This is a genomic window from Nocardia arizonensis (genome assembly GCF_001310275.1).
In the GTDB taxonomy this organism is placed as follows: Bacteria; Actinomycetota; Actinomycetes; order Mycobacteriales; family Mycobacteriaceae; genus Nocardia; species Nocardia arizonensis.
The window spans coordinates 1-22,821 of sequence record NZ_LGYZ01000011.1 but is presented as its reverse complement, the minus strand read 5'-3'; the positions used below and the strand labels follow the sequence as shown (position 1 = coordinate 22,821).

The following is a 22,821-nucleotide window of genomic DNA, read 5'->3' as shown; positions in this document are numbered from 1 at the left end:
CAGCCTACCGGTCCTGCGCACGTGATTTTTCATCGCCCGTGCGAGCACCGGCCGGGTTCGCGCCCTCGACGCGGCCGCTGCGGACGATGCGCCGCAACTTCTGTACCCGCGGCCCGATCTCGCGTTCGAAACCGTGGTCGGTCGGGGTGTAGTAGTCGACGCCGACCAGCGTGTCGGGCGGATACTGCTGGGCCAGTACGCCGTCGGGATCGTCGTGCGGATAACGGTAGCCCTGCGCGTGCCCCAGCGCCGCCGCGCCCGCGTAGTGACCGTCGCGCAGATGAGCGGGCACCGAACCGGCTCTGCCCGCCGAGATGTCGGCCACGGCGGCGCCGAGCGCGGCGGGCACGGCACCCGATTTGGGGGCGGTCGCCAGATGGATGGTGGCGTGGGTCAGAGTGAGCTGCGCCTCGGGCATGCCGATGAGCTGGACCACCTGCGCCGCGGCGACGGCGGTCTGCAACGCGCTCGGATCGGCCATGCCGATGTCCTCGCTGGCCGCGATCACCAGCCTGCGCGCGACGAAGCGCGGATCCTCCCCCGCGCTGAGCATGCGGGCCAGATAGTGCAGGGCGGCGTCGACGTCCGATCCGCGGATCGATTTGATGAAGGCGCTGATCACGTCGTAGTGCTGATCCCCGGCGCGGTCGTAGCGCACGGCGGCCTTGTCCACGCTCGCCTCGACCAGAGCCACGTCGACGGTGCCGTCGAGCGAGGACTCCGCGGACGCCTCCAGCGCGGTGAGCGCGCGCCGGGCGTCGCCGCCCGCGATGCGGACGATGTGGTCGAGCGCCTCGGCGGTGACGGTGTAGGCGCCGCCGAACCCGCGCGGATCGGCGGCCGCGCGTTCGAGCACCACCCTGATGTCGTCGTCGGTGAGCGAATGCAGCCGCAGGACCAGCGACCGCGACAGCAGCGGCGCGACCACCGAGAACGAAGGATTCTCGGTGGTGGCGCCGACCAGCAGCACGATCCGATTCTCGACCGCGGCCAGCAGCGCGTCCTGCTGGGTCTTGGAGAAGCGGTGCACCTCGTCGATGAACAGCACGGTGCGTTCCCCCGCGGCGAGCCTGCGCCGGGCCAGGTCTATGACCGCGCGCACCTCCTTGACCCCCGCCGAGAGCGCCGAGAGCGCCTCGAACCGGCGGCCCGTGGCCTGGGAGATGAGCGAGGCGATGGTGGTCTTGCCGGTACCGGGCGGACCGTAGAGCAGCGCCGAGGCCGCACCCGACCCCTCGACGAGCCTGCGCAGGGGTGCGCCGGGACCGAGCAGATGCCGCTGACCGACCACCTCGTCGAGCGAGACCGGGCGCATGCGGACGGCCAGCGGCGCCGCGACGCCCGGACCCCGGAAGTCGACGCCCGCGCCCGCGGGCAACTCCGAGGCCGGGTCGGCGCCCGGCACGTCGAACAGCCCATTGCTCATAGCTGCGACCGTACCGCTGTGCCCTGACACGCTCGAGTTGCCCGCGGCCCTCGGATGGGATGTGATCGATATCCGTGGACGAAAACGCCTCCGCTTCAGACTCCGCCCCCTCGGCCTCGCTCGCCCGGCGCGCCGTGCTCAAGGGCGCCGCCGTGCTCACCGGCGGTACCGCCGCCCTGTTCACCGCGGGCACCGGACGAGCCGCGGCGCCTGCCTTCGCACACGGTGTCGCCTCGGGCGACCCATTGCCCAACGGTGTGATCATCTGGACCCGCGTCACCGTGGCGCCCGAGGCCACACCCGGATCCGGTGTCGGCGCGGCGGCCACGGTCACCTGGGAGGTCGCCGACGACGAGGGCTTCACCTCGATCGCCGCCGCCGGGCGCGTCACCGCGAGCGCCGACTCCGATCACACGGTCAAAGTGGATGTGACCGGGCTCGGCCCGGCCTCCGACTACTATTACCGGTTCACCGCGCTGGACCAGCGCTCCCCGGTGGGCCGCACCCGCACCGCGCCCGCCGACTCCGACGCACCCGAACGCCTGCGCTTGGGTGTGGTCTCGTGTTCGAATTGGGAAGCGGGCTACTTCGCGGCCTACCGGCACCTGGCCGCCCGCGAGGATCTCGACGCCATCGTCCACCTCGGCGACTACATCTACGAATACGGCCGCGGCAAGTACGGCGGCATGCACGGCCCGGTGCGTGGACACGAACCCGCGAGCGAGATCGTCACCCTTGCCGACTACCGTATCCGACACGCGCAGTACAAGACCGATCCCGACCTGGCCGCACTGCACATGCGCCACCCCTTCATCTGCACCTGGGACGACCACGAATCCGCCGACAACTCCTGGTCGGGCGGTTCGAGCACGCACGATCCGGCGGTGAGCGGGGCGTGGCGCGACCGGCGCGCCGCCTCCGCGCGCGCCTATCTGGAATGGATGCCGGTGCGCGCCAACGGGTCCGGCGATCAGGTGCGCATATACCGGCGACTGCGATTCGGCACCCTGGCGGAACTGTCCATGCTCGACCTGCGCAGCTACCGCGACCGCGAGGCCAAGGCCGTCACCGGCTGGCGCGTGGTCGACGATCCGGCGCGCACCATCACCGGCAAGGCCCAGATGGACTGGCTCACAGCGGGTTTGGCCTCCTCCCCCGCTCGGTGGAAGCTGGTCGGCAATTCGGTCATGATCGCACCGCTGGTGTTCCCGCCGCTGGAACCGGCCACCACGGAGGCCATCACAAGCGTCATGGGATTGCCGCAGGGCGGTATCCCGGCCAACGGTGACCAGTGGGACGGCTACACCGCCGATCGCCGGACGCTGTTCGCCACCCTGCTGGACCGGCGAATCGGCGACGTGGTCTTCCTGACCGGCGATATCCATTCCTCGTGGGCCGCCGATCTGCCCGTCGATGCCGCGAACTATCCGGGCGGTCCGACGGTCGGAGCCGAATTCGTGGTCCCGTCGGTGACCTCGGCCAGTGTCGGCGAACTGCTGAAGGCCCCGCCGCGCACGCTGGCGGTAGCGGTCGAGGACTCCATCAGGGGCTTCAACGGCCATCTGCGCTACGTCGAACTGGAATCGCACGGATACGGCGTCCTCGAAGTCACCGCCGCGCAGGCCCGGATGGACTGGTTCTACGTCCTCGACGTCGAGGACGCGAATACCGGTGTGCGGCACGGCGCTTCCTTCGCGGTACCGGCAGGCGGACGAGTGGAGCCGCGGCCGGGGCCGATCGCCTGAGCGGTGGCGGGAATATCGCGCCGGTGGCCGAAACTTGGAATCGGTATGACGAGTGCCGACTTGCTGGTGGACGCCTTCGGCCGGATTCGCGAGAACGTACACGGCGCGGTCGAGGGCCTGACCCAGGATGAACTGACAACCCGTATCGAGCCGGGCGCGAACTCCATCGCCTGGCTGGTCTGGCATCTGACCCGCGTCCAGGACGATCACATCGCCGAGGTCGCCGGACTCGACCAGGTGTGGACGGCGGCGAACTGGGTGGGCCGCTTCGATCTGCCCTTCGACGCGTCCGCGACCGGCTACGGTCACGGCTCGGCCGAGGTCGAGAAGCTGGGCACGGCAACGGCGGAGTTGCTGCTCGGCTATCACGACGCCGTGCACGCGCAAACCGTCGACTACGTCTCGGGTCTGTCCGACGCCGACCTGCCGCGCGTCGTCGACACCCGCTGGGATCCGCCCGTCACCCTCGGGGTGCGGCTGATCAGCGTGGTCGACGACGACATCCAGCATTGCGGCCAGGCCGCGTTCGTGCGCGGCCTGATGCTGCGACGCCGCTGATCCGCCGCCGCGGCACGGCCCACTCGGCCCAACCGCGGCACGGCCTACTCGGACCAGCGTTCCTCGAGCATCGCGGAGACGTCTTCGGCGAAATCGCCGACGGTGTCATCGCCGGTGCAGCGGGCATCCTCGGCCAGTGCGGCCCACCTGTTGATCAGCGCCACCGATCGCGGCACCGAGAGCCCGTGTTCGCGGGCGGCGGCGATGCGCGCGTGATCGGCGGGCAGGAACCAGTAGGTGCTCAGCCACACCCAGATGAGCCTGGCCTCGAGGATGCGCTGGGCCAGCGCGTCGTCGTCGGCGAGGGCGGGCCACACCCCGACGACCTCGGAGCGCCACGCCTCCACCATCTGCCGTCCGCGTTCGCGCGACAGCTCGAAATCGCACAGGCAGCCGGGGAAGGAGACCAGCGCGTAGGCGATGTCGAGGGTCGCGTCGCGGAAGCCGCCCCATTCGTAATCGAGGAAGCGCGCGCCCTCCTCGTTGATGATCACGTTGTCGGGGCACAGATCGGACGGGCTGAAGGCACGGAATCGGCCGGCGGAGAAGAGCCGGTTGCCCCGGACGATCCGCTCGGCGATCTCGCCGGGCACCTCGACGCCGAGTTCGCGGCGCAGCAGGCCGGGCACCTCGGCGATCGCCGATTCGGCCTGCTGGGCGATGCCGTCGACGCGGTGCACGACATCGACTCGACGTAGCAGCGCGACGAAATCGGCCTCACGCCCGACGGTGGCCGCGTGCATGCGGCCCATCGCCTGCGCGAAGGCCATAAGCGCGTTACGGGTCGGTGGCTCGGCGCCGGATTCGAGCACGTGGGTCAGCAGGGAGTTCTCACCCAGATCGCTGAGGATCAACAGCCGGTCCGGCAGGCTGTGCGCGATCAGGTACGCCCCGGGTCGCTGGTCGCGACCGAGCGCGGTGGTGAACTGATAGGACACGGTTTCACGGAGGAATGCCGAATCGATGCTGGCGACCCCCGGCGCGAACGCGCCGGTTCTGAGGTCGCGAGCGGCACCGCGGACCTGTTTGATGATCAGGGTCCGTGGCAACGAGAAGGCGTTCTCCGAAACACGCGCGCGTAGGACTGTCGTCCTACCACTTCCGCTGAGCTCCATCGGATCGCTCAGCTTCACCGGAGCACCCATTCGCTTTGTGAGCAACTGCTGTGCTGCGGACACGACTTCGGCGGCGCGTTCGGCCAATAGTGCGGTCATCGCCTCTCAAGCTACTCGCTTCGGGTCACTTTCAGCGACCTGTTACACAACCTTTCCGCGTGGCCCGGCGTGTCCCGCCCGCGCGGTTGCGGGTCGGGCGCCGCTCGCTTGACACGGCTGCGTCGGTCGGGTTTTCTCGACCCCAACTGCTGTGCGCCACACCGCAAACCAGTTGCCTCGAAAGGTCTACTACATTGACCGACACATCGTCGCCCGTACCGCATGATCCGGCTCGCGACACACCCCGTGGGGGCGCAGCTTCACAGCATACGGCGCGCCCCGGGCAACCGGAGGGCGTTCCGGGCGCGGCCAGGTACGGCAGCGAGCCGGCCGAGCCGGGCGTCGAGCCCGTGGTCGGCGCGGCGCCGCAGCCGAGTTACGGTCCGCCCGGCACCGGTCCGGGCGTGCCCTCGTCCGGGTCGGATGGCACGGCGCACTACGACGATCAACCGGTGTACGGATACCAAACGGCCGGACCGACCGGTCTGGATGTCGGTAATGCGATCAGTTACGGCCTGGACAAGTTCCGGCTGAATCCCGCTCCCTGGCTTGGAATCACCGCGCTCGGCGTTGTCATCTACCTGGCTTTCATCGTGCTGGTCCAGGTCGTCGATCCGACCTCGCTCCTCCCGGTCGCGGTGATCTTCCTGCTGGTGCTCACCGGGCTTTGGCTGCTGCAAGCGGCGATGGTGCGCGGCGCGCTGTACGAAACCGATGGCAACAAGCCGGATTTCGGGTCCTTCTTCCGTTATCTGAACGCGGGCAATGTGCTGTTGACGGCACTGCTGGTCTATCTCGGCACCTGGATCGGCCTGGCGTTCTGTGTCCTGCCCGGCCTCATCGTCGGCTACCTGTGCATGTTCGCCCTGCATTTCGTCATCGACCAGGATCAGGGGCCATTCGCCGCGATCAAATCCAGTGCGACGCTGGTGCTGCGCAATCCCGGCCAGACCGCGCTGCTCGCGCTCGCGGTCGTGGTGATGACCTTCCTCGGCATGCTGCTGTGCGGCCTCGGGCTGCTGATCGCCGGGCCGGTCGCGGTCGTCGCGGTGACCTACGCCTACCGGGGACTCACCGGCGGCATGGTCGCCGCCTGAGCGGCCGAACGGCAGACTTCACTTCTCGGTCGATGACGTCGTTCGCCGCCTCGCGCGCCACGTCGGCCTGGACCAGATCGCCCGCGGGTTCAATGGCACAACCGCGGGCGAGAGTCACGTGCGTGACACCGGGATCGACGGCAAGGACCGCGAGAACCCGATCGGTGGTCTCGGGCGGACTGATCATGCGCAGATGCAGCACGGGTACCCCTCGGTCAGCGCCGTCGTTCCGCAGCGAAACTGAGCAGAACCTACCGTCCGCACGCGCCGTCCGCCATGGCCGTGCTCAGGCTTTGAACACCTCGGGCCGCACCGCGCCGTTGGTCGCACCGTCCTTCTTCGGCGTGGGTTTCGCGTCGAGCCCGGCCTCTTTGCGCTGCTGGTCACTGATCGGGGCGGGCGCGTCGGTCAGCGGATCGACGCCACCGCCGGTCTTCGGGAAGGCGATGACCTCACGAATGGAATCCAGTCCGGCCAGCAGCGCCACGATCCGGTCCCAACCGAAGGCGATGCCGCCGTGCGGGGGCGCGCCGAAGGCGAAGGCGTCCAACAGGAAGCCGAACTTCTCCTGCGCTTCGGCGTGATCGATGCCCATCACACCGAATACGCGCTCCTGGACGTCGCGGCGGTGGATGCGGATGGAACCACCGCCGATCTCGTTGCCGTTGCAGACGATGTCGTAGGCGTAGGCCAGCGCCGAACCCGGATCGGTGTCGAAGGTGTCCATCGATTCCGGCTTGGGCGAGGTGAAGGCGTGATGCACCGCCGTCCACGCCGAATAGCCCAGTGCCACGTCGCCGCCCGCCGCGGCGTCGGCGGCCGGTTCGAACAGCGGCGCGTCCACGATCCACACGAACGACCACGCGCTCTCGTCGATCAGGCCGACCTGGCGGGCGATCTCCCCGCGCGCCGCGCCGAGCAGGGCGCGACTCGACTTGACCTCGCCCGCCGCGAAGAACACGCAGTCACCGGGCGCGGCGCCGACCCGCGCGGCAAGACCCTCGCGTTCGGCGTCACTGATGTTCTTGGCGACCGGGCCGCTCAGCGTGCCGTCCTCGTTTACCAGGACGTAGCCCAGACCGCGCGCACCGCGCTGTTTGGCCCATTCCTGCCAGCCGTCGAGCTTGCGACGCGGCTGACTCGCGCCGCCCGGCATCACCACCGCGCCCACGTAGGGCGCCTGGAAGACCCGGAACGGGGTATCGCGGAAGTACTCGGCGAGTTCGGTGATCTCGACGCCGAAGCGCAGGTCCGGTTTGTCGGAACCGAAGCGGCGCATGGCCTCCGCGTAGGTCATATGCGGAATCGGCGTGGGGATCTCGTGGCCGATGAGCCGCCACAGCGCGACCAGGATGTCCTCGGCCAGCAGGATGACATCCTCCTGTCGCACGAAGCTCATCTCGATATCGAGCTGGGTGAACTCCGGTTGCCGGTCGGCGCGGAAGTCCTCGTCGCGGTAGCAGCGCGCGATCTGGTAGTAGCGCTCGATGCCGCCGACCATGAGCAGCTGCTTGAAGAGCTGCGGACTCTGCGGCAGCGCGTAGAAGCTGCCCGGCTGCAACCGCGCGGGCACAACGAAGTCGCGCGCGCCCTCCGGGGTGGACCTGGTCAGCGTGGGCGTCTCGACCTCGACGAAGGCGTGCTTGGCCAACACATCGCGCGCGGCGGCATTCGCCTTGGAACGTAGCCGGATGGCATGGGCAGGCCCCTCGCGGCGCAGATCGAGGTAGCGGTGGCGCAGGCGCGCCTCCTCGCCGGGGTGCTCGTCGAGCTGGAACGGCAGCGGGGCGCTCTCGTTGAGTACCTCGAGTTCGGCGACGTCGACCTCGATCTGTCCGGTGGGCAGCTCCGGGTTCTCGTTGCCGTCCGGGCGCCGCTCCACAACGCCGGTGACCAGCACGCAGAATTCGGCGCGCAGCCGGTGGGCCTGCTCGGCCGCCGGGCCCGACCGGAACACCGCCTGCGCCATGCCGGACGCATCGCGCAGATCGATGAAGATCACGCCACCGTGGTCACGACGCCGGGCCACCCATCCGGTGAGGGTGACGGTCTGACCTGCATGTTCGCTTCGCAGCGAACCAGCCAAGTGGGTGCGCAGCATCGGATTCCTTTCGACGATTCCGGCACCGGACTTCGGCCTTCGGTGCGGTTGCCATCGTAGCGACGACGCAGGCACGGTCCCTAATTGATATTCGCGCACCCGCGTACCCACGGGCGAGCGCGCCGTGTCGTGCGACACGCTAGGTGTCCGAATCCGGATATCGGGCATTCGTGCCAAGCTGGTAGACACTGCGGGTCGCGCCCGGACCGGCCGCGTCGGCGGCCGCGCGTCCCATCGAACACAGGAAGCGACGACGATGACCTTCAACGAGGGCATGCAGATCGATCCCGATGCCGTCAGATCCGGCGGGGGCGGACCCGGTATGGGCGGACGGATCGCCTTGGGCGGCGGCGCGGGCGGCATCATCGTGCTGGTCCTGGCCCTGCTCTTCGGCGGCGATCCCGGATCACTGCTCGGCGACCTGACCGGCGCACAGGATCAGCAGTCCCAGTCCGCCACCTCGGGAACCCCCGAACACTGCAAGACCGGCGCCGACGCCAACAAGTACGTCGACTGCCGCGTCGCGCTCACCGCCATCAGCCTCAACGCCATCTGGGGCGGGGAGCTGCCGAAACAGGTCGGGCGCAACTACGCCAAGCCGCAGGTCGTGCTGTTCTCCGGCGCGACGAACACCGGTTGCGGCAATGCCACCAGCGCGGTCGGCCCGTTCTACTGCCCGGCCGACAAGACCGCCTACTTCGACGTCAGCTTCTTCAACGAATTGACCGATCGCTTCGGCGCCCGCAATGGTCCGCTGGCCCAGGAATACGTCGTCGCCCACGAGATCGGCCACCACGTCCAGAATCTGCTCGGCGATATCGGCCGCGCCCAACAAGATCCGCGCGGTCCCGAATCCGGTGCGGTGCGCACCGAATTGCAGGCCGACTGCTACGCGGGCCTCTGGGCACACTACGCCGACAAGACCCCCGCGCCGGGAACGAACCAACCGTTCCTGAAACCGCTGTCGGACAACGATGTCCGTGACGCGCTGTCCGCGGCCTCGGCGGTCGGCGACGATCGGATCCAGCGCGCCGCCCAGGGGCGGGTCAATCCGGAAGCGTGGACGCACGGGTCCTCGGAGCAGCGCCAGAAATGGTTCCTCACCGGATACCGGACCGGCCTGGTCAAGGCGTGCGACACCTATTCCGCGCGCGACCTGGACAATCCCGACGCGCTGCGCTGATCGTCGCGGGCACACCGCGATTCGTCGAACAACACCGTAGAGAACAAGGTAGGTAATTGATGCGCACGATCCTGGCCGTGGTGCCGTCGCTCGTGCTGTCCGTCGCGGGCAGCGCGACCATCGCGGCGGCCGAACCCGTCGCGGCGGCGCCGATCGCGCAGCCGTACGCCCTGATCACCCTGACCACCATTCCCAGCGGCTGGGAGACCCGCACCGACCTACGCCCGGTTCTGGAGATCTACTCCGACGGCCACGCGATCGAGATGCCCGACGCCGCGTCCGCGGACCGCAGGCCCGAGACGCCACCACGGCAACTCGACGGCACCATCGGTCCCGAGGCGCTCCAGGCGGCGCTGACCGAGATCAGGGCGCTCGCGGGCGCCGACTTCGGCACTCCACCGGCCAACGGCGGTGTGCGGATCATCGACCTGATGCCGCAGGCGCCGGATCAGGACGTGCATCTCATCGTGTACTCCCCCGACGTGATCGACGGATTCGGCAACGACCAGCGGTCGGCGAGGCAGCGTTTCGCCGACCTTTACCGCAGACTGCTCGACGCATTCGTCAAGAGCTGAACATTCGTCGAGACCGATCCGAAACGCACCGCGGCCCTTCCCGATTCGGGAAGGGCCGCGGTGTGTCGGCGAGAAACCGTCGGCTCAGAACTGGTCCTGCTGATAATCGGAGAGCAGTTCGTCGGAATGCGGCGCGCCGATGACATCCGGCGTGGACTCGCCGAGCGGGCCGGTCAGATCGTCGTTGCCGGTACGGCTCTGGTACGGCTGCACGGTCCGGCCGTGCTCGTCGTCGGCGCCGCGCTGACCGCCCGCCGCACCGGGGCCGCCCATGAAGGAGTTGCCGGTGCCCGCCGTACCGGTGGACGCGCCCGAGGCGCCTGCGCCCAGCGAGGTGCCCGACATGCCCGCGGTCGACCGCAGCGGTGAGACCGTCGCGCCAGGCACTCCGGCACCGGTCTTTCCGCTGGAGGATCCCGAGCCGCCGGAACCCGAACCGGAACCGATGCCCCCGCCCCGGCCCGAGGAGGATCCGCCGGGACGGGCGGTGCCCAGTGCGCCGAGCGCGCCCGAAGCGCCGCCGCTGCCGTGTCCGACCGACTGCGGGGTGGTCGAGGACTGCGAACCGAGCAGCGGCGAGGACGAGGAGTCCGACCCGAGGCCCGCGGATTTGGTCGCGCTATCCTGCGCCTCGCTCAGCAGCGGTTCGCCGATGTTCTGGATGGCCGCCTGCGCGACATCCTGCGGTGCGGGCAGACCGCTCTGCCCGAGCATCTGGGCGACCATGCCGTTCAGCTCGGCGGTCTTGCCCGCCAGGTCGCCGCGAGTGGCGTTGACGACGCTCACGGCATTGCCGAGATGCTGTGTGGCCGTGGCGATCAGCGCCGTCTGCGCGGGCGGGGTGAAGATCACCGGCGCGAGGGCGACGGCCTGGGTCGCGAAGGAACTCGCGATCCCGACGAGTTGGGTATTGCCCGCCTGAACCGTGGAGGCCGCGGCCTCGGTGAGGCCGGAGATGTCGAAGCCGCGCCGGCTGGTCTCGGTGCCCTGCTGGGTGGCCTCCTGACTGGCCGCCTGCGCGCTGCGGGCGGCCTGCCCCTCCCAGACCTGCTCGACGGTGGCCATACTGCCCTTGCCGACTTGGACGGCGGTCTCGATGATCTCGGAGGACGCGCTCAGGATCTTGGTGGGATCGAGCGCGCCGAGCACGCCGGTGCCGAAACTGCTGAGCAGATCCAGGATCGGCTTGAACAGCTGGTCGATACCAGGCAGCGCGGGCAGCGCGAGTCCGCTCATGAGGGCCGCGACCGGATCGGCGGGCAGCGCGGGCATCGAAACCGTGGGCAGTGCGCTCGCGGCCTGCTGGGACGCCTGGGCGAGCTGGGCCGCGCCGCCGCTCATCGCACCGCCGAGCACGCCGTTGGCCTGGTTCAGCGCCCCCTGGACGGCCGTCTGGGCCTGGGTCACGGCGTGATGGATCGCGGTGTCGGCGCCGCCGAGCAGACTCGACACGTCGGTGGGCGCGCCCGAGAGTACGGAATGGGCGTCGGGCGCGGCGCCGCCACCGAGCCCTGGCAGACCGCCGGGCATGGCGGCGTGGTTCTGCGACTCGTCGCTGATCTTCTTGGCCAGCACGAAGTCCGGCGCTTCGATCGTCATATCCTCGGGCAGCTGCGGCAGCGGCAGATCCTGAATCGCCTGCGGCACACTCTGAATCGCCGCGGCGACGATCTGATTGCCGTCGTCGGCCGACTGCGCGACCGCGGCGACGGCCTGATCCGCGGGGGCGATCACACCGGAGAGACCGGTTTCCATATACGTATCCCCTGACTCAGATCTGGGCCTCGGCGGCGCCGATGGCGCCCGCGTTGCCGCTGTCGGTCTCGTCGAAGCGCAGCGAGGCGGTGAATGCCTTGGACGACAGGTTGTTGAACTTGGCCGACAGGTCGTTGATATCCCGGGCCTGCAATACCTGCGCCGCCGCGAAGCTCAGCAGATAATCGCCGCCGATCAAGCCGAACACCGGCGTGAGCGCGGCCACCTGCGAGACGGCGTCGAAATTCCCGGCACCCGCGATCTGCGCCGCGACGCCCTCGTTCTCCGCGGCGAACGTCCGAACAGCGTCGGTCTCTACCGAGAGATCACTCATCGAGCTGCCCCCCAAATCGTCGTGAACATCATTGTCTTGCACCGCCTCCCACAGCCCCACACTCCCAGCACGGCAGTTCGGCACGGTTGGGCTCAATATAGCCGACGCCGGGTGAACGGCGCAGTGCGATCGCCCTCACCGGCAGCGGCGTGAGGGTGCTTGCCTGCGACCGCGCTCCGGCTCCCGGTGCCGACCATCGGCCTCGAAGGGCAGATCCCGCGCGAAAGACAGGTACACCCCCGGGCCATTCGACCAAGCACCGGCACGCATCACGCCGGGCGACGTGGGCGCGCTATCACGTGCGCCGCCAGCCCGAATACAACGGGATACCGCTCTACAACCCGGCATCGCAACGCATCCAACGTCACCAATACCGGGGTTCGAAGATCACCACCCCGTGGCAACCCACCGTCGCCCCAACTTGACCTATGGAGAGCCGGATACGGGGACAACTCGCACGTCCGGTTCGGGAGCGCGGTATGGGAAACGGACCGAGCGAAAGCTCGGCACCGCGCCCCATACCGACGCTCACACGACCTTGACCTGGGTAGAGCGACGTTTCGGAGTTCCGGTCGCCAAAGCCTATGCCGGGCACACCGACAACCCCGGTGGCGCGACGACTCTGCTCTACAGCCGCGCCGGTCTCCCGGAAGTCGCATGAGCACTCGCCGAACTCACCGGTGAGCCGCATCCATGCGCGGCCGAGTCCGGTGCCGACCTCAACTACCTCCCATCCGGCCCGAGGCAGGTTCCATGACATCGAAGTCGCTATTGTCCAGCCATCAGCCCGCCGATCTCGCCGCGCTCGAAAGATCGGTCGAAGTAGCCCGCGACTGCGTTCCCCTACAGAACATCCCGGAACTGTACGAGGCGATGACAATCGCCGAGATCGAGGCTGAACAACAGTTGGCCCGCTGGGAACGAGCCCAACGGCGTCGCCGGCGCAAGCGCTCGGTTCGTGGCGAACTGGCCGAACATTCTCGACAGCAACGATCGGACCGTCGGCTAAGGCAGCAGGACGCCCGCCAGGTCTCGACCACCGGCAACCAGATAGCCGTCGAATCCGGAGCCCTCGAGTACTGATCCGTACCAGCCGAACCGACCCGCTCGCGGATCGTGCGAAGAAATTCGCCGATTCCGAACCGATGTTCGTGTCGCGGGGTCTACCTCGACATGAACATTGTGAAACCCGCTGTCACCGCGATACTGCTCGCCGCGATCCCGGGCGCGCTGGTGACCGCCGCCGCGACCGCCGCCGCCGACGTCACCTGTTACGGTGACTACTGCTCGGGCCGCGACCCGAACCAGACGCGATGCGCCCAAGACGCGAAAACCATTGCAGCGAAACATCTGCAAGGTTCGCTGATCGAGGTCCGCTACTCGCCGACCTGCAAGACGAACTGGGCGCGCTACGAACAGTATCCGGTGGGCGCGCGTGTGATCGGCACCGCCCCGTTGGTCCTGCGCGCCGTTCAGGACACCGGCTACGAACAGCATCACGACTTCGGGCTCAACGGCGCCGATCCCGGGACCTATGTCACGCCGATGATCTACTCACCCGTCCACAAGGTCTACGCCGAAGTCCTGTTCCAGTGCGGCGGAATGTCGCTGGTTGAAACCGCGTTCGACTGCGCCACAAGCTCGAGCGAACGCACCGACGCGGTCTGATCGGAAACCCGGACCCGCATCGGACCGGATGCGGGTTCGGGCTCTAACCTGCCCCGAATCATGCCGTGCACGAGGGGGATTCATTGCATCGCCACGCGGCGCGGCGACCACGCGGCTACCGTTGGGTGTATCGCGCTCGTGTCTAGGAGACCTCGTGAACGAACCATCGCGGCACTGCGCGAGCACCGGGGCATCCGCCACCGATCCCTGGCGTGAGCTCGCCCGCGCGAAGGCCGACGAAACCACACTGACCGCACTCTGTGTGGCGGCGCTGCCGTGGTGCCCGGAATCGCTGAATGCCGATCGGCCCGGCGGTTTTCCGCGTGGACGGCCCGCGAAAAGCACTGTGCGTGCCGCTGCGGCCGATCTGCTCGCGCGCACCGCACGGCCATCCGACGATCTCGCGCGCACCCGGCACGTCATCGCCTTGCTGTCGCTGCACTACCAACCCCAGGAGTCAGCGCCTGTACCGCTGGGCGGATCGGAACTCGATCAGCGTGTGCGTGACTGCACACTGGCGTGGCGTATGAGCATTGTGATCGCCGATCCCGCAGTGGAACTGATGACCGCCGCCACGCTGTGCCCCGCGTTGCGCAACGCGGGGCAGGCTCGCGTCGGCGCGATGGAGATCCTGCAGCCGGTGGTGGACCGGATCGATCTCACCGAGAACGCAGGGGCCCTCCTGCTCCGGGACGCGCCCTTCCTCCCGGAGCCGCTGCCGCAGCGCATCAGGTCCCGGGCACTGCACGTATTGGCCAGGGCCTACCTCGACGCACAACGCGTCGCCGACGCGACCACGGTCACCGATGCCTTGGTGGCGCATACCGCGACCTATGTCGGCGCCGTCCCGGGGCAGCACGCATCTGCATTGTCGTTGCTCGCGACGGTGGCTCGCCGCCGTCGCGACGTACGGACCTTCCTCGCCGCCGAAGCACAGCTGAAGCAGATGGCCGAGGCGAGACCGGACGTCAACAGTGTCTTCCACGAATTGAATGCCACCGGCAGCGGCAACGCTATTCGGCTCCACGATCATGGGCGGGCCTGGACCCTGCGGTTGCACCGGCTCCACGCGCGCATCCGAGCCGACCTCGGTGTCGAATATTTCGCCGACACCTCCGCCCTCCCGTCGATCGACGGACTGCGGCAGTGCCTTCGCCGCTACCGGGAGCGTGGCTCGAAGGACGGCCTCACCTGGCTGCTGGCGCACCCCGCGCCCGATACCGAGATACTCTCGGCGAAGTTTTACGGGCTCTCCGCCGAATGGTGGTGGCGCACGATCGGCGCCAGCGAAGACGCCACCCACAGATCCGAGGTGGAAGCCGCTGCCACCGAGGCGATTCGACGCTTGCGCCCCGCGGGCGTAAGTATCGATCCGAAGCTGGAGACCATCGCGAGGTGCGCCGCGGCGTGGTGCCGGGCGATCGGCCAGAACCCCCGTGGACAGATGAAACATCTGCTGGCGGCCATCGGCTGCGTGGCCGAACTGATGGTCACCATCGGCACCGACGACGACCGCCGCGAACTCGCCGACCGCTTCGGCTATTTGTTCGCCGACGCGGCGGCATCGGCGGTCGCGTTGAACGACCACGCCGCGGCCGATCTCATCATGGAGGCGGCGCGGCGCGACCGAGTCGGTCTGATCCTGGCGGAGCTGGCCCGCAACCCCGAAGTCGACGTCGCCATCAGGGCCACCGCGCTCGCGGTGAGCGCCAGTTCGACCGCTTCGCTGGAACGTCCGGACGGCGATATCGAAAGCTCAGGTGATTCGACCAGGTCGGCGCCGATCGACCTCGAGCAACGCTCTGCGCATGTGCTTGCGAATCGGGCGGGAGCGCGGTGTTCGGCCGACGCGGTACTCGGCCCGCTGGGGGCGCTGTGCGATCCATCGGTTCTCGAGGCCGCACGTGCCGAGGCGCTGATCGCGGGTGCGCCGCGTCGGGACACAACGATCGCTGTACTGCAACTGCTTCCGTTGTCCGGCACGGACCGCTCTGGTGCGGCGACCGTTCCGGTCCTGCGGCGACTGACCTACCGCGCCGACGCCGCGACCAATGCCATCGAGTACGTCGACCTGGTCGACGTACCCCGGAGCACGACCGACCTGGCTCCCGGCGACCAGCGCATCTTCGACTGGCGCGAGACTTTCGCGAAGGCATTGCTGCCGCCTCCGCTGCGCGAACTGCCCGCCCGCGTCACCACGGACCCGATCCGGTTGTTGATCGTGCCCACCGGCTTCTTCCACGTCCCCTTCGACGCCATGCCCGTGAGCGCCGACTCCTCGGTACTCGACCGCGCCGCCGTCAGCGTGCACGGCTCGCTGACCAGCGCGCCGGCCCTGCTCGACACCGAACTGGTCTCGGTTCCGTCGCCCCTGCTCGCCGTCTACGATGAGACACGTCTTCGCCACGCGGGTCAGGAATTCCGTGCACTGCACGCCGCCATCAGCCCGGTCACCAGGGTCGAGGGCGCCGACCAACTTCGCGGCGCGCTCGCGCCCGAGGGCGCACGCCTCAGCGTGCTCGCCATGGGCGTGCACGGCAGGATGGACCGAACCGGCTGGGGGCAGACCAAACTCATGCCGGACGGTTCCGAGATCACCGCGACCCAGATGCTCGCACTGCGCGTGCCCGTCCTGTGCGTGCTGGCGTCCTGCTACTCCTCGGTGACCACACACGACGGGGTCGAGCTGGATGGCTTTCCTTTGGCGCTGATGCTGCGCGGCGCGGCGACAGTGATCGGCGGGCTGTTCAATATCGAGGACGAGGCCACTGCCCAGATCATGACCCGGTTCTGGCGACGAATGGCCGAGGGAGTCCCGCCGGTGTACGCGCTGTGGGAGGCCAAACTCGAGTGGTTGGCCGAAAGACCCGATCGTCGTTCCCGGCACCGTCTGTGGGCCGGATTGATCACCTACGGTTGCGCCCACCACTGATCGGATCGGAACAGGATTCCTCGATGATGACCAACGATTGGACGGACTGGTCCGATGTGCTGGAATACGCACGGACAGCGCCCGATCCGGAACGCGCTCGGCTCCTCGCCTGCATCTGCGTCGCCGCGGTGCGGATGTGCCGCGAATCTCTCGGGGTTGTCCGCACGGGCGGATTTCCCTCCGGTCGCCCCGACAAGTTGGTGGTCCGCGCCGCCGCGCGACAGCTGCGTGACGTTCCCGCGGGCGAGGACACCCGGCAGGCCGCGGGCTATCGCGTTCTCGCACTGACCCATCTCACCTACTCGTGCACCGCGACCGTCCCGGGAGAACTGGACACCGCGCTGGAGGAGGCTCGGCGCGCACTCGATGAGGTGGTTCCCGAGGATCCGCTCATCGTCGCGCTGGCCCATTTCCTCCTCGCCCGAAGATTTTTCGCGGTGCGCGATTCGGAGTCGGAGAACAGCCACTACGAAATCGCCCTCACCACGCTGCGTGCGTGTGACCAGCGGTCGACCGAGCATTGGTTGTACCGCACCGCACCCTTCCTGACCACCGACAGCAAGCCCGGATTCGGCCAGCGGCTCATGCTCCGCCTGCTGCTGCACCGGGTCGATATGTACCTGAATCTCAACGACTCCGATCGTGCGCAGCGGGCCGCCGACGAACTGGTCGCCTTCACCGAAGCGCACCAGGACACCCAGCTCGGCGACTATTGCTGGTCATTGCAGCGGCGTGCCCGTGTGGAGCGCGAACGCCGCGATGTCGAGGCCTTCACCCGGACCGAGAAGCTGTTGGAGCGGATCAGCTCCGACCATCCGCAACGCAACGCGGTGCGTCTGTACTGGTTGCGCTGCGCCGCCGACAATGCAAGCAAACTCCTCGAATTCGACCGTTCGACAACGCTGTTCAAAGAACGCATGGCGGTCAGGGCGAGATGGCGTCTCGGCGTCGAACTCGACCCGTCGACCATGACCGCGGCGCAGGTATGTCGACTCGTCGGTGGAATCAGCGAGCTGAACTCGCCCCAGCAGCTGACCAATGTCGGCAACGATGCCTTCGACTTGGCGCTCAATCTCTACGACTCGGGCACGCTGCGCACCGATCCGCAGGCCCGCGCCGAGGCACTTGGCTACCTGGACGCCGCGGCGCAGGCCTGGCAGGAGTTCGCCGTCAACGGTATCCACACCGTAAGTCTCGCGCGGGCGCAGATCGAACTGCTCCAGCCCGATCCTCCCCTGCCTCGGCTCACCGAGGAGATCCTTCGGGTGGAGGCCGCCGCGCCGCGTTTCACCACCCGTCGCCGCGCGATGATCACCGCGGTTCGGCACGGTTCGGTCGGTGACGGCCGCGTGCTGCGGCGACTCGGCGAGCGCATCGCCCAACTGGAATCGACCACCAGCAGTGGTCCCGAACTCGGCACCCTCTACGGTCTCACCGCGGAGTTCCATCTGCGCGTCTGCCGGGCCGCCGAGACGGCGGGCGAGGTGCCGGACTGGCATGCGGCCGAGGATGCGGCGATGCGCGCGGCTCCCCTGCTGCGTCCCGCGTCCGTCAGCTACGACCCCGACCTCGAGGCCACCGTGTGGCAGACCGCCGCAGCGGCGATGCCCGACCCACCCGAACGCCTGAACCGGATGCTGCGGGCCATCGGCTGCGTGGCCGAGCACACGATCACCATCGCGAACAGTGAGACCCGACGCAGCGCCACAGCCAGATTCGCCCGGCTGTTCGCTGATGCCGCAGACCTAGCGGTAGCCCTGGACGAGCACGCTGCCGCCGATCTCATCATGGAAGCCGCGCGTCGCGACCGGGTCGGACTGCTGCTGGCCGAGCTCATCGCCAATCCGCGGGTGGACGACGCGATCAGGTCCGCGGCGCTGTCGGTGACGGCGAGTCGCCTCGACACCCCGGTCGCGGGCAGCGCGGACGCGGATGAGGAAGGCGGGTACGAGAACGGCGAGAAGCCGCCGCCGAAACCCGACACCGAGCAGCGGACGCGCGAACGTTCGGCGCAGATACTAGTCGACCGCGCGCGGGCCATAGCCGACGCCGAGCAGGTCCTCGGCCCGCTCGGGGCACTGTGCGATCCCGCCGAGCTCGCCAACGCACACCCCGGCGCCGTACTGTCGCGGCGGGCGACGCCCACCGCGACCGCACTGCTCCAGCTGTATCGGCCGAACGGTCCCGACGACGATCCGCCGCGATCGGGCACAGCCACGTTCTACCGCCGGGTCACTCTGTGCCATGCGGGCACGATCACCGAACACCTCGACGCGGTCCACGTGCCCGCCGTGCTGACAGCGCTGCACGCGCAGGATCGCAGCACCTACGACTGGGCGCCGACCCTCGCAAAGGCGTTGTTGCCGCCACCGCTGCGACAATTCGTCCGCGATCATCGGGACGAGGGACCGATCCGGCTGCTGATCGTGCCGACCGGCTCCTTCGATATTCCGTTCGACGTGCTCCCGGTTGACGACCGCCCGCTTATCGATGACGCGGTCATCAGTATCCACGGATCACTCACCGGCACATTGGCTCTGCTCCAGGTGCGGCACACCGGCGCCACCGCACCGTCGCTCGCGGTATACGACGCCGCGCGCCTGTCGCACGCGACCGCCGAGCTGGATGCCCTGTGCGCCAATCTCATCGATATCGCCCAGGTCGGCGGATACGCCGACTTGCACCGCGCGCTGGCGACCCAGGGTCCGTCACCGTATGCGCTGTTGGCCATGGCCGTGCACGGCAGTCACGACGAATCCGGCTGGGGCCAGGCCAAACAACTACCCGACGGGACGACCGTGCAGGCCAGCGATGTCTTCAGTTGGTCGGTTCCAAGGCTGTGCGTGCTCGCTTCCTGCCACAGTTCGATCACCAGTCCCGACGGCATCGAGATCGGCGGGTTCCCGTTGGCGCTCATGTTGCGCGGGGCGACCACGGTGATCGGGTCGCTGTTCGCCATCGACGACCAAGCCACCGCGGAAATCATGAGCAGCTACTGGCGACTCCTCGGCGAGGGGGTCGGCGCGGCGGCAGCGCTGCGGCTTGCCAAACTGCGCTGGCGTGACAGCGATCCGGGCGCCGACCCACGGCACTGGGCCGGACTGGTGACCTACGGGGCGGGCAATCAATGACCGATGGCGCGGCGAACCCGACCGTCACGGTCGGACTCATCACCGACCCGAGCTCTCCCGAGGGCCGCCACGACGCCCTCGCCCATCCGCTGCTGATCCGCCGCCTCGACGCCGAGCCCGGCGCGCAGGTGCGCATCGCGACCGTGCGGGGGGCGGCGCTGTACACCTTGCGCGCGAGCGCGGACACCGAGGCATCGACCTATCTCGCTCTCACACCCGGCGGTCTACGCAGGCTCGGGCACGAGGCAGGTACTCCCGTCACGTTGCGAATCCACTGCGCGGACAGCATGTCTCGCCGCCAAGCACGCAGACACAACGGGTTCATCGAGGAGTGTGTCGAGCGCGGCGACGAACGGTTCGTCCTCGCGCTCGCACCGCACGGCGGCGATATCGAGAAGTGGACCGACCTCCAGGCATATCGGGTCGCGTACCGACTCGGGTGGGAGCGCGCCGCGGTCTGGGCCTGCCTGGGCTGGTATCGAGGCGGCGGCGCGTATCGCCGCTGGCATATCGCCTCGACCGACCTACACCACGCGAGTTTTCCGAAATTGCGCGCACTCTCGGATCGGCCGTATCGACGCACCGTGGCCTTCCACGGCTATCGGGGAAACACGGTACTCATCGGCGGCGGCTGCGAGGAGGACCTGAAGTGGCGTGTGCACTCGGCGCTGCGAGAATGTCTGCGCGCCGTTCGAATACCGGTTCGACTTGTCGGTCCCGACGAACCGTACGGTGCACGCTCGCACGCCAATATCGTCAACAGGTTCGCCGTCGGCGGCGCCGGACTGCAGCTCGAGCAGCCATTGGCCGCGCGCTCGGCATACTGGCGGCCCATCGCGGACGCCGTCGCCGACGTCTTGGCCCACCTACCGAAGGCGTCGCCGGTGGGCGACGCCGATCCGGCAGCGCGCATCTAGTCGTTCCATGACGGTTTGGAGGTCAAGTGCCAACCGTGACATGCGGGGCACAGATATCGGCGGCATTCCCGACGCCTGCTGCGGAGGCCTACTTCCTCGGCCTGCTCGCGCAGCCGCCGGATCTGTGCCAGTGCCGATTTGGCGTCGTTGCACTCCCGGTACCGCGTCTTGCCGGTCTGCTCACACAGCGGCCAGCGGTGGCGGCGGGGGGAACGGTGGCGTTCTATGCGGTGAGACATATCGCTCCTGTGTGTGCGGGCCACCCTCCCCGGATGGCCACCCATGCAGGTAACGACCGTCGTTGTGACTCCTCGGTTCGGTCCGGCTGCCGAAATCTCCGCCACGCCTTACTTTTCGGAGCGACCGCACCCACTCGACCATCCGTGACGAATTCGTGACCATCGCGAATCGAACCCCCGCGGCGTTCCGCGGGTCGAACCGTACGACACCTAGGCGAAAGGTTCCCCACCACATGTCCGACGAACCCGCCGTATTCGATACCGATGAGGAGCCCAACGAGCAGGGACCGCCTTCGTTGGCCGAGCAGTACGCGGCGCAGGCTCAGGAGGCACGGGCCGAACAACGGTTCACGGACTGCTTCGGCTGCACGATCGACGAGGCACTGAGCTGGACCTTCGATCAGGCCCGGCGCAGGACCCGCGATCTCGTCCAGGCCGAGGACATCGCCCAGCAGGCGCTGCTCAAACTGTGGATCCGTTCGGCGGGCGGCCCGCTCGAGGTGAACAGTGTCGAGGCCTACATCCGAGGCACGGTGAACAATCTGATCGCCACCCTGTGGACGAAGGCCAAACGCGAGCGCGAGGTGCACGGTCACCGGGTCGACTACGACATCGCGATGGAGACCCGCGGCGACAACGACGTGGAACGCGACGTGCTTGACAGCAGCCTGGTCAACAGTGTCACCGCCGCCATCGCGGAGCTGCCGGACAAGCTCCGAGCGGTCGTCGACCTGCTATGGGATCCACGCGCCTTCGATTTCAACGCGCGACCGCAGAGCGAAGTCGCGCGCATCCTGGGGATCAATCCGGGGACCGTGAAGAGCAGGTTGTTCACCGCCCGTAACCTGCTGGCCGAGCATCGTTGGAAGATGCTCGGCGATGATCCGTCCGCTCCCGATACCGACGACGACCTCAACAGCTAGAAGGACTCGCTATGGACGACATCACCTGGCCCGGCAACCGCGAACCCGACGACTACGAGGACCTGTTCCTAGCGCTGCCCGCGCGAGACGCGACACCCCGGCGCGAATCGGGCGAGCGCGAGGATACGCGCGATACCCCCGAGGAGCAGTCGGCCAAAGCCCGCATCCTCGCGAACCTCGGACTTCGCCGGGACACGAGCGGCAACCTGCGGCTCTCGGATACCGAACTGGCCGAGACACTCGAACAATGGGCACTTCAGCCGGTGCGGAGTCTGCCGGAACCCGATCGCGGCGGGAGCGACGCGATCGAGGTGGCGATCGAACTGGATGATCCGGTCGTGACCGAGATACTCGACGGACAGGCCTCACTGCACTTGGTCGTATCCACCGAGGATATCGACGGTGAGGAGACGCGCATCGAAGCGCGAGCGGCGCTGCCCCACGTTCCGAGAATCCACGACGCGGTCCTGCTCGCGGTACTCACCTGCGGCGTCGCGGGCCATCTCGTCAGCTTTCCGCTGCGTCCGCACAATGACGGCTCCGACGATTTCCCGCTGTGGTCGCTGATCGGCGGCGCGACGGTGCCGCCATACGGACCGGTGCGCGGCGTCCGCCTGAGGATAGAGCGGCACGGCGATACCGACGACCGCCTGTGACCGTCGCGAATTCGGCCCAGAATCCAAGAGCTGTGTCGGGTTCGGTTGCTGAGTCGTCGCCAGCAGATGAGGGCGGCCGCGAGGCTGAGGAAATCGTGGTGGATGTCGGTGCGGCGTTCCCAGCGGATGGCGAGGTGGCGGTACTGGTGGAGTAGGGCCAGGGTCTGTTCGACGATCCAGCGTCCGGCAGTGCCCTTGTCGCGGGTGCCGCGACGCACGGATGTAGCCGGTGATATGTCGTTGTGCCAGTTCGTCGTAGACGCGCGGGTAGTCGTAGCCCTTGTCGGCGACAGGGTGGTGATCCGGCGTCGTGGCGGTCCGGGGGCGCCCGCGCAGGGGACGGACGCGGTCGAGCGGTTCAGGCAGC

The 22,821-nt window shown here is 68.3% G+C and carries 17 protein-coding genes and 1 pseudogene; 12 read left to right on the top strand and 6 right to left on the bottom strand.

The features are described 5' to 3' along the window. Nucleotides 1-4 precede the first annotated feature (4 nt). Nucleotides 5-1,426 carry a replication-associated recombination protein A gene (locus APZ21_RS01975; protein WP_082392748.1) on the bottom strand — a complete coding sequence of 474 codons (1,422 nt, stop codon included), beginning with the start codon at nt 1,424-1,426 and terminating at the stop codon, nt 5-7. A gap of 74 nt (nt 1,427-1,500) precedes the next feature. Here APZ21_RS01975 and APZ21_RS01970 point away from each other — a divergent pair, with 74 nt between their 5' ends. Together APZ21_RS01970 and APZ21_RS01965 are read left to right on the top strand one after the other, a co-directional pair. Then, nucleotides 1,501-3,171 carry an alkaline phosphatase D family protein gene (locus tag APZ21_RS01970; protein WP_054811466.1) on the top strand — a complete coding sequence of 557 codons (1,671 nt, stop codon included), beginning with the start codon at nt 1,501-1,503 and terminating at the stop codon, nt 3,169-3,171. Between the two features lie 45 nt (nt 3,172-3,216). Further along, the gene (locus APZ21_RS01965; RefSeq protein WP_054811465.1) at nt 3,217-3,729 is read left to right on the top strand and encodes a mycothiol transferase; all 513 of its coding nucleotides are present in this window, start codon (nt 3,217-3,219) and stop codon (nt 3,727-3,729) included. 44 nt (nt 3,730-3,773) lie between these two features. On the opposite strand, the gene APZ21_RS01960 is transcribed toward APZ21_RS01965, so the two are convergent. After that, a complete protein-coding gene (locus APZ21_RS01960; protein WP_054811464.1) occupies nt 3,774-4,943 on the bottom strand; it encodes a phosphotransferase family protein in 1,170 nt (389 codons plus the stop codon). Between the two features lie 452 nt (nt 4,944-5,395). Here APZ21_RS01960 and APZ21_RS01955 point away from each other — a divergent pair, with 452 nt between their 5' ends. Then, complete coding sequence (locus APZ21_RS01955) at nt 5,396-6,040, top strand: hypothetical protein (protein ID WP_239476447.1); 645 nt, start codon at nt 5,396-5,398, stop codon at nt 6,038-6,040. A 28-nt stretch (nt 6,041-6,068) separates the two neighbouring features. On the opposite strand, the pseudogene APZ21_RS01950 reads toward APZ21_RS01955, so the two are convergent. Together APZ21_RS01950 and aspS are read right to left on the bottom strand one after the other, a co-directional pair. Next, nucleotides 6,069-6,242, bottom strand: a pseudogene (locus tag APZ21_RS01950) (DUF389 domain-containing protein); the annotation flags it as partial. An 84-nt stretch (nt 6,243-6,326) separates the two neighbouring features. Further along, a complete protein-coding gene (gene aspS, locus APZ21_RS01945; RefSeq protein ID WP_054811461.1) occupies nt 6,327-8,141 on the bottom strand; it encodes an aspartate--tRNA ligase in 1,815 nt (604 codons plus the stop codon). 256 nt (nt 8,142-8,397) lie between these two features. Here aspS and ypfJ point away from each other — a divergent pair, with 256 nt between their 5' ends. Both ypfJ and APZ21_RS01935 read left to right on the top strand, forming a co-directional pair. After that, on the top strand, nt 8,398-9,324 hold the full coding sequence (ypfJ, locus tag APZ21_RS01940) for a KPN_02809 family neutral zinc metallopeptidase (RefSeq protein WP_054811460.1): 927 nt from the start codon (nt 8,398-8,400) through the stop codon (nt 9,322-9,324). A gap of 59 nt (nt 9,325-9,383) precedes the next feature. Continuing rightward, nucleotides 9,384-9,899 (top strand): hypothetical protein, encoded by a 516-nt coding sequence (locus APZ21_RS01935; RefSeq protein WP_054811459.1) that lies wholly within the window; start codon nt 9,384-9,386, stop codon nt 9,897-9,899. 84 nt (nt 9,900-9,983) lie between these two features. On the opposite strand, the gene APZ21_RS01930 is transcribed toward APZ21_RS01935, so the two are convergent. Together APZ21_RS01930 and APZ21_RS01925 are read right to left on the bottom strand one after the other, a co-directional pair. Beyond that, entirely contained in the window at nt 9,984-11,654 is a 1,671-nt protein-coding gene (locus APZ21_RS01930; protein ID WP_054811458.1) for a hypothetical protein, read from the bottom strand. A 16-nt stretch (nt 11,655-11,670) separates the two neighbouring features. Beyond that, nucleotides 11,671-12,048, bottom strand: a complete 378-nt coding sequence (locus tag APZ21_RS01925) for a type VII secretion target (protein WP_239476446.1) — start codon at nt 12,046-12,048, stop codon at nt 11,671-11,673. Nucleotides 12,049-12,741: 693 nt separating this feature from the next. Between APZ21_RS01925 and APZ21_RS01920 the strand changes: the two genes are divergently transcribed. From APZ21_RS01920 to APZ21_RS01890, 7 genes are all read left to right on the top strand, one after another. Continuing rightward, nucleotides 12,742-13,071 carry a hypothetical protein gene (locus tag APZ21_RS01920; RefSeq protein ID WP_054811457.1) on the top strand — a complete coding sequence of 110 codons (330 nt, stop codon included), beginning with the start codon at nt 12,742-12,744 and terminating at the stop codon, nt 13,069-13,071. A gap of 90 nt (nt 13,072-13,161) precedes the next feature. Continuing rightward, the gene (locus tag APZ21_RS01915) at nt 13,162-13,656 is read left to right on the top strand and encodes a DUF2690 domain-containing protein (protein WP_054811456.1); all 495 of its coding nucleotides are present in this window, start codon (nt 13,162-13,164) and stop codon (nt 13,654-13,656) included. A 154-nt stretch (nt 13,657-13,810) separates the two neighbouring features. After that, nucleotides 13,811-16,588, top strand: a complete 2,778-nt coding sequence (locus tag APZ21_RS01910; protein ID WP_054811455.1) for a CHAT domain-containing protein — start codon at nt 13,811-13,813, stop codon at nt 16,586-16,588. 23 nt (nt 16,589-16,611) lie between these two features. Beyond that, nucleotides 16,612-19,719, top strand: coding sequence for a CHAT domain-containing protein (locus APZ21_RS01905; RefSeq protein WP_054811454.1), 3,108 nt, complete (start codon nt 16,612-16,614; stop codon nt 19,717-19,719). After that, the gene (locus APZ21_RS01900) at nt 19,716-20,636 is read left to right on the top strand and encodes a poly-gamma-glutamate hydrolase family protein (protein WP_054811453.1); all 921 of its coding nucleotides are present in this window, start codon (nt 19,716-19,718) and stop codon (nt 20,634-20,636) included. Before APZ21_RS01905 ends, APZ21_RS01900 begins: the two co-directional genes overlap by 4 nt. A gap of 472 nt (nt 20,637-21,108) precedes the next feature. Further along, nucleotides 21,109-21,798 carry an RNA polymerase sigma factor gene (locus APZ21_RS01895; protein ID WP_054811452.1) on the top strand — a complete coding sequence of 230 codons (690 nt, stop codon included), beginning with the start codon at nt 21,109-21,111 and terminating at the stop codon, nt 21,796-21,798. An 11-nt stretch (nt 21,799-21,809) separates the two neighbouring features. Then, nucleotides 21,810-22,454 carry a hypothetical protein gene (locus APZ21_RS01890; protein WP_054811451.1) on the top strand — a complete coding sequence of 215 codons (645 nt, stop codon included), beginning with the start codon at nt 21,810-21,812 and terminating at the stop codon, nt 22,452-22,454. Nucleotides 22,455-22,821 lie beyond the last annotated feature (367 nt).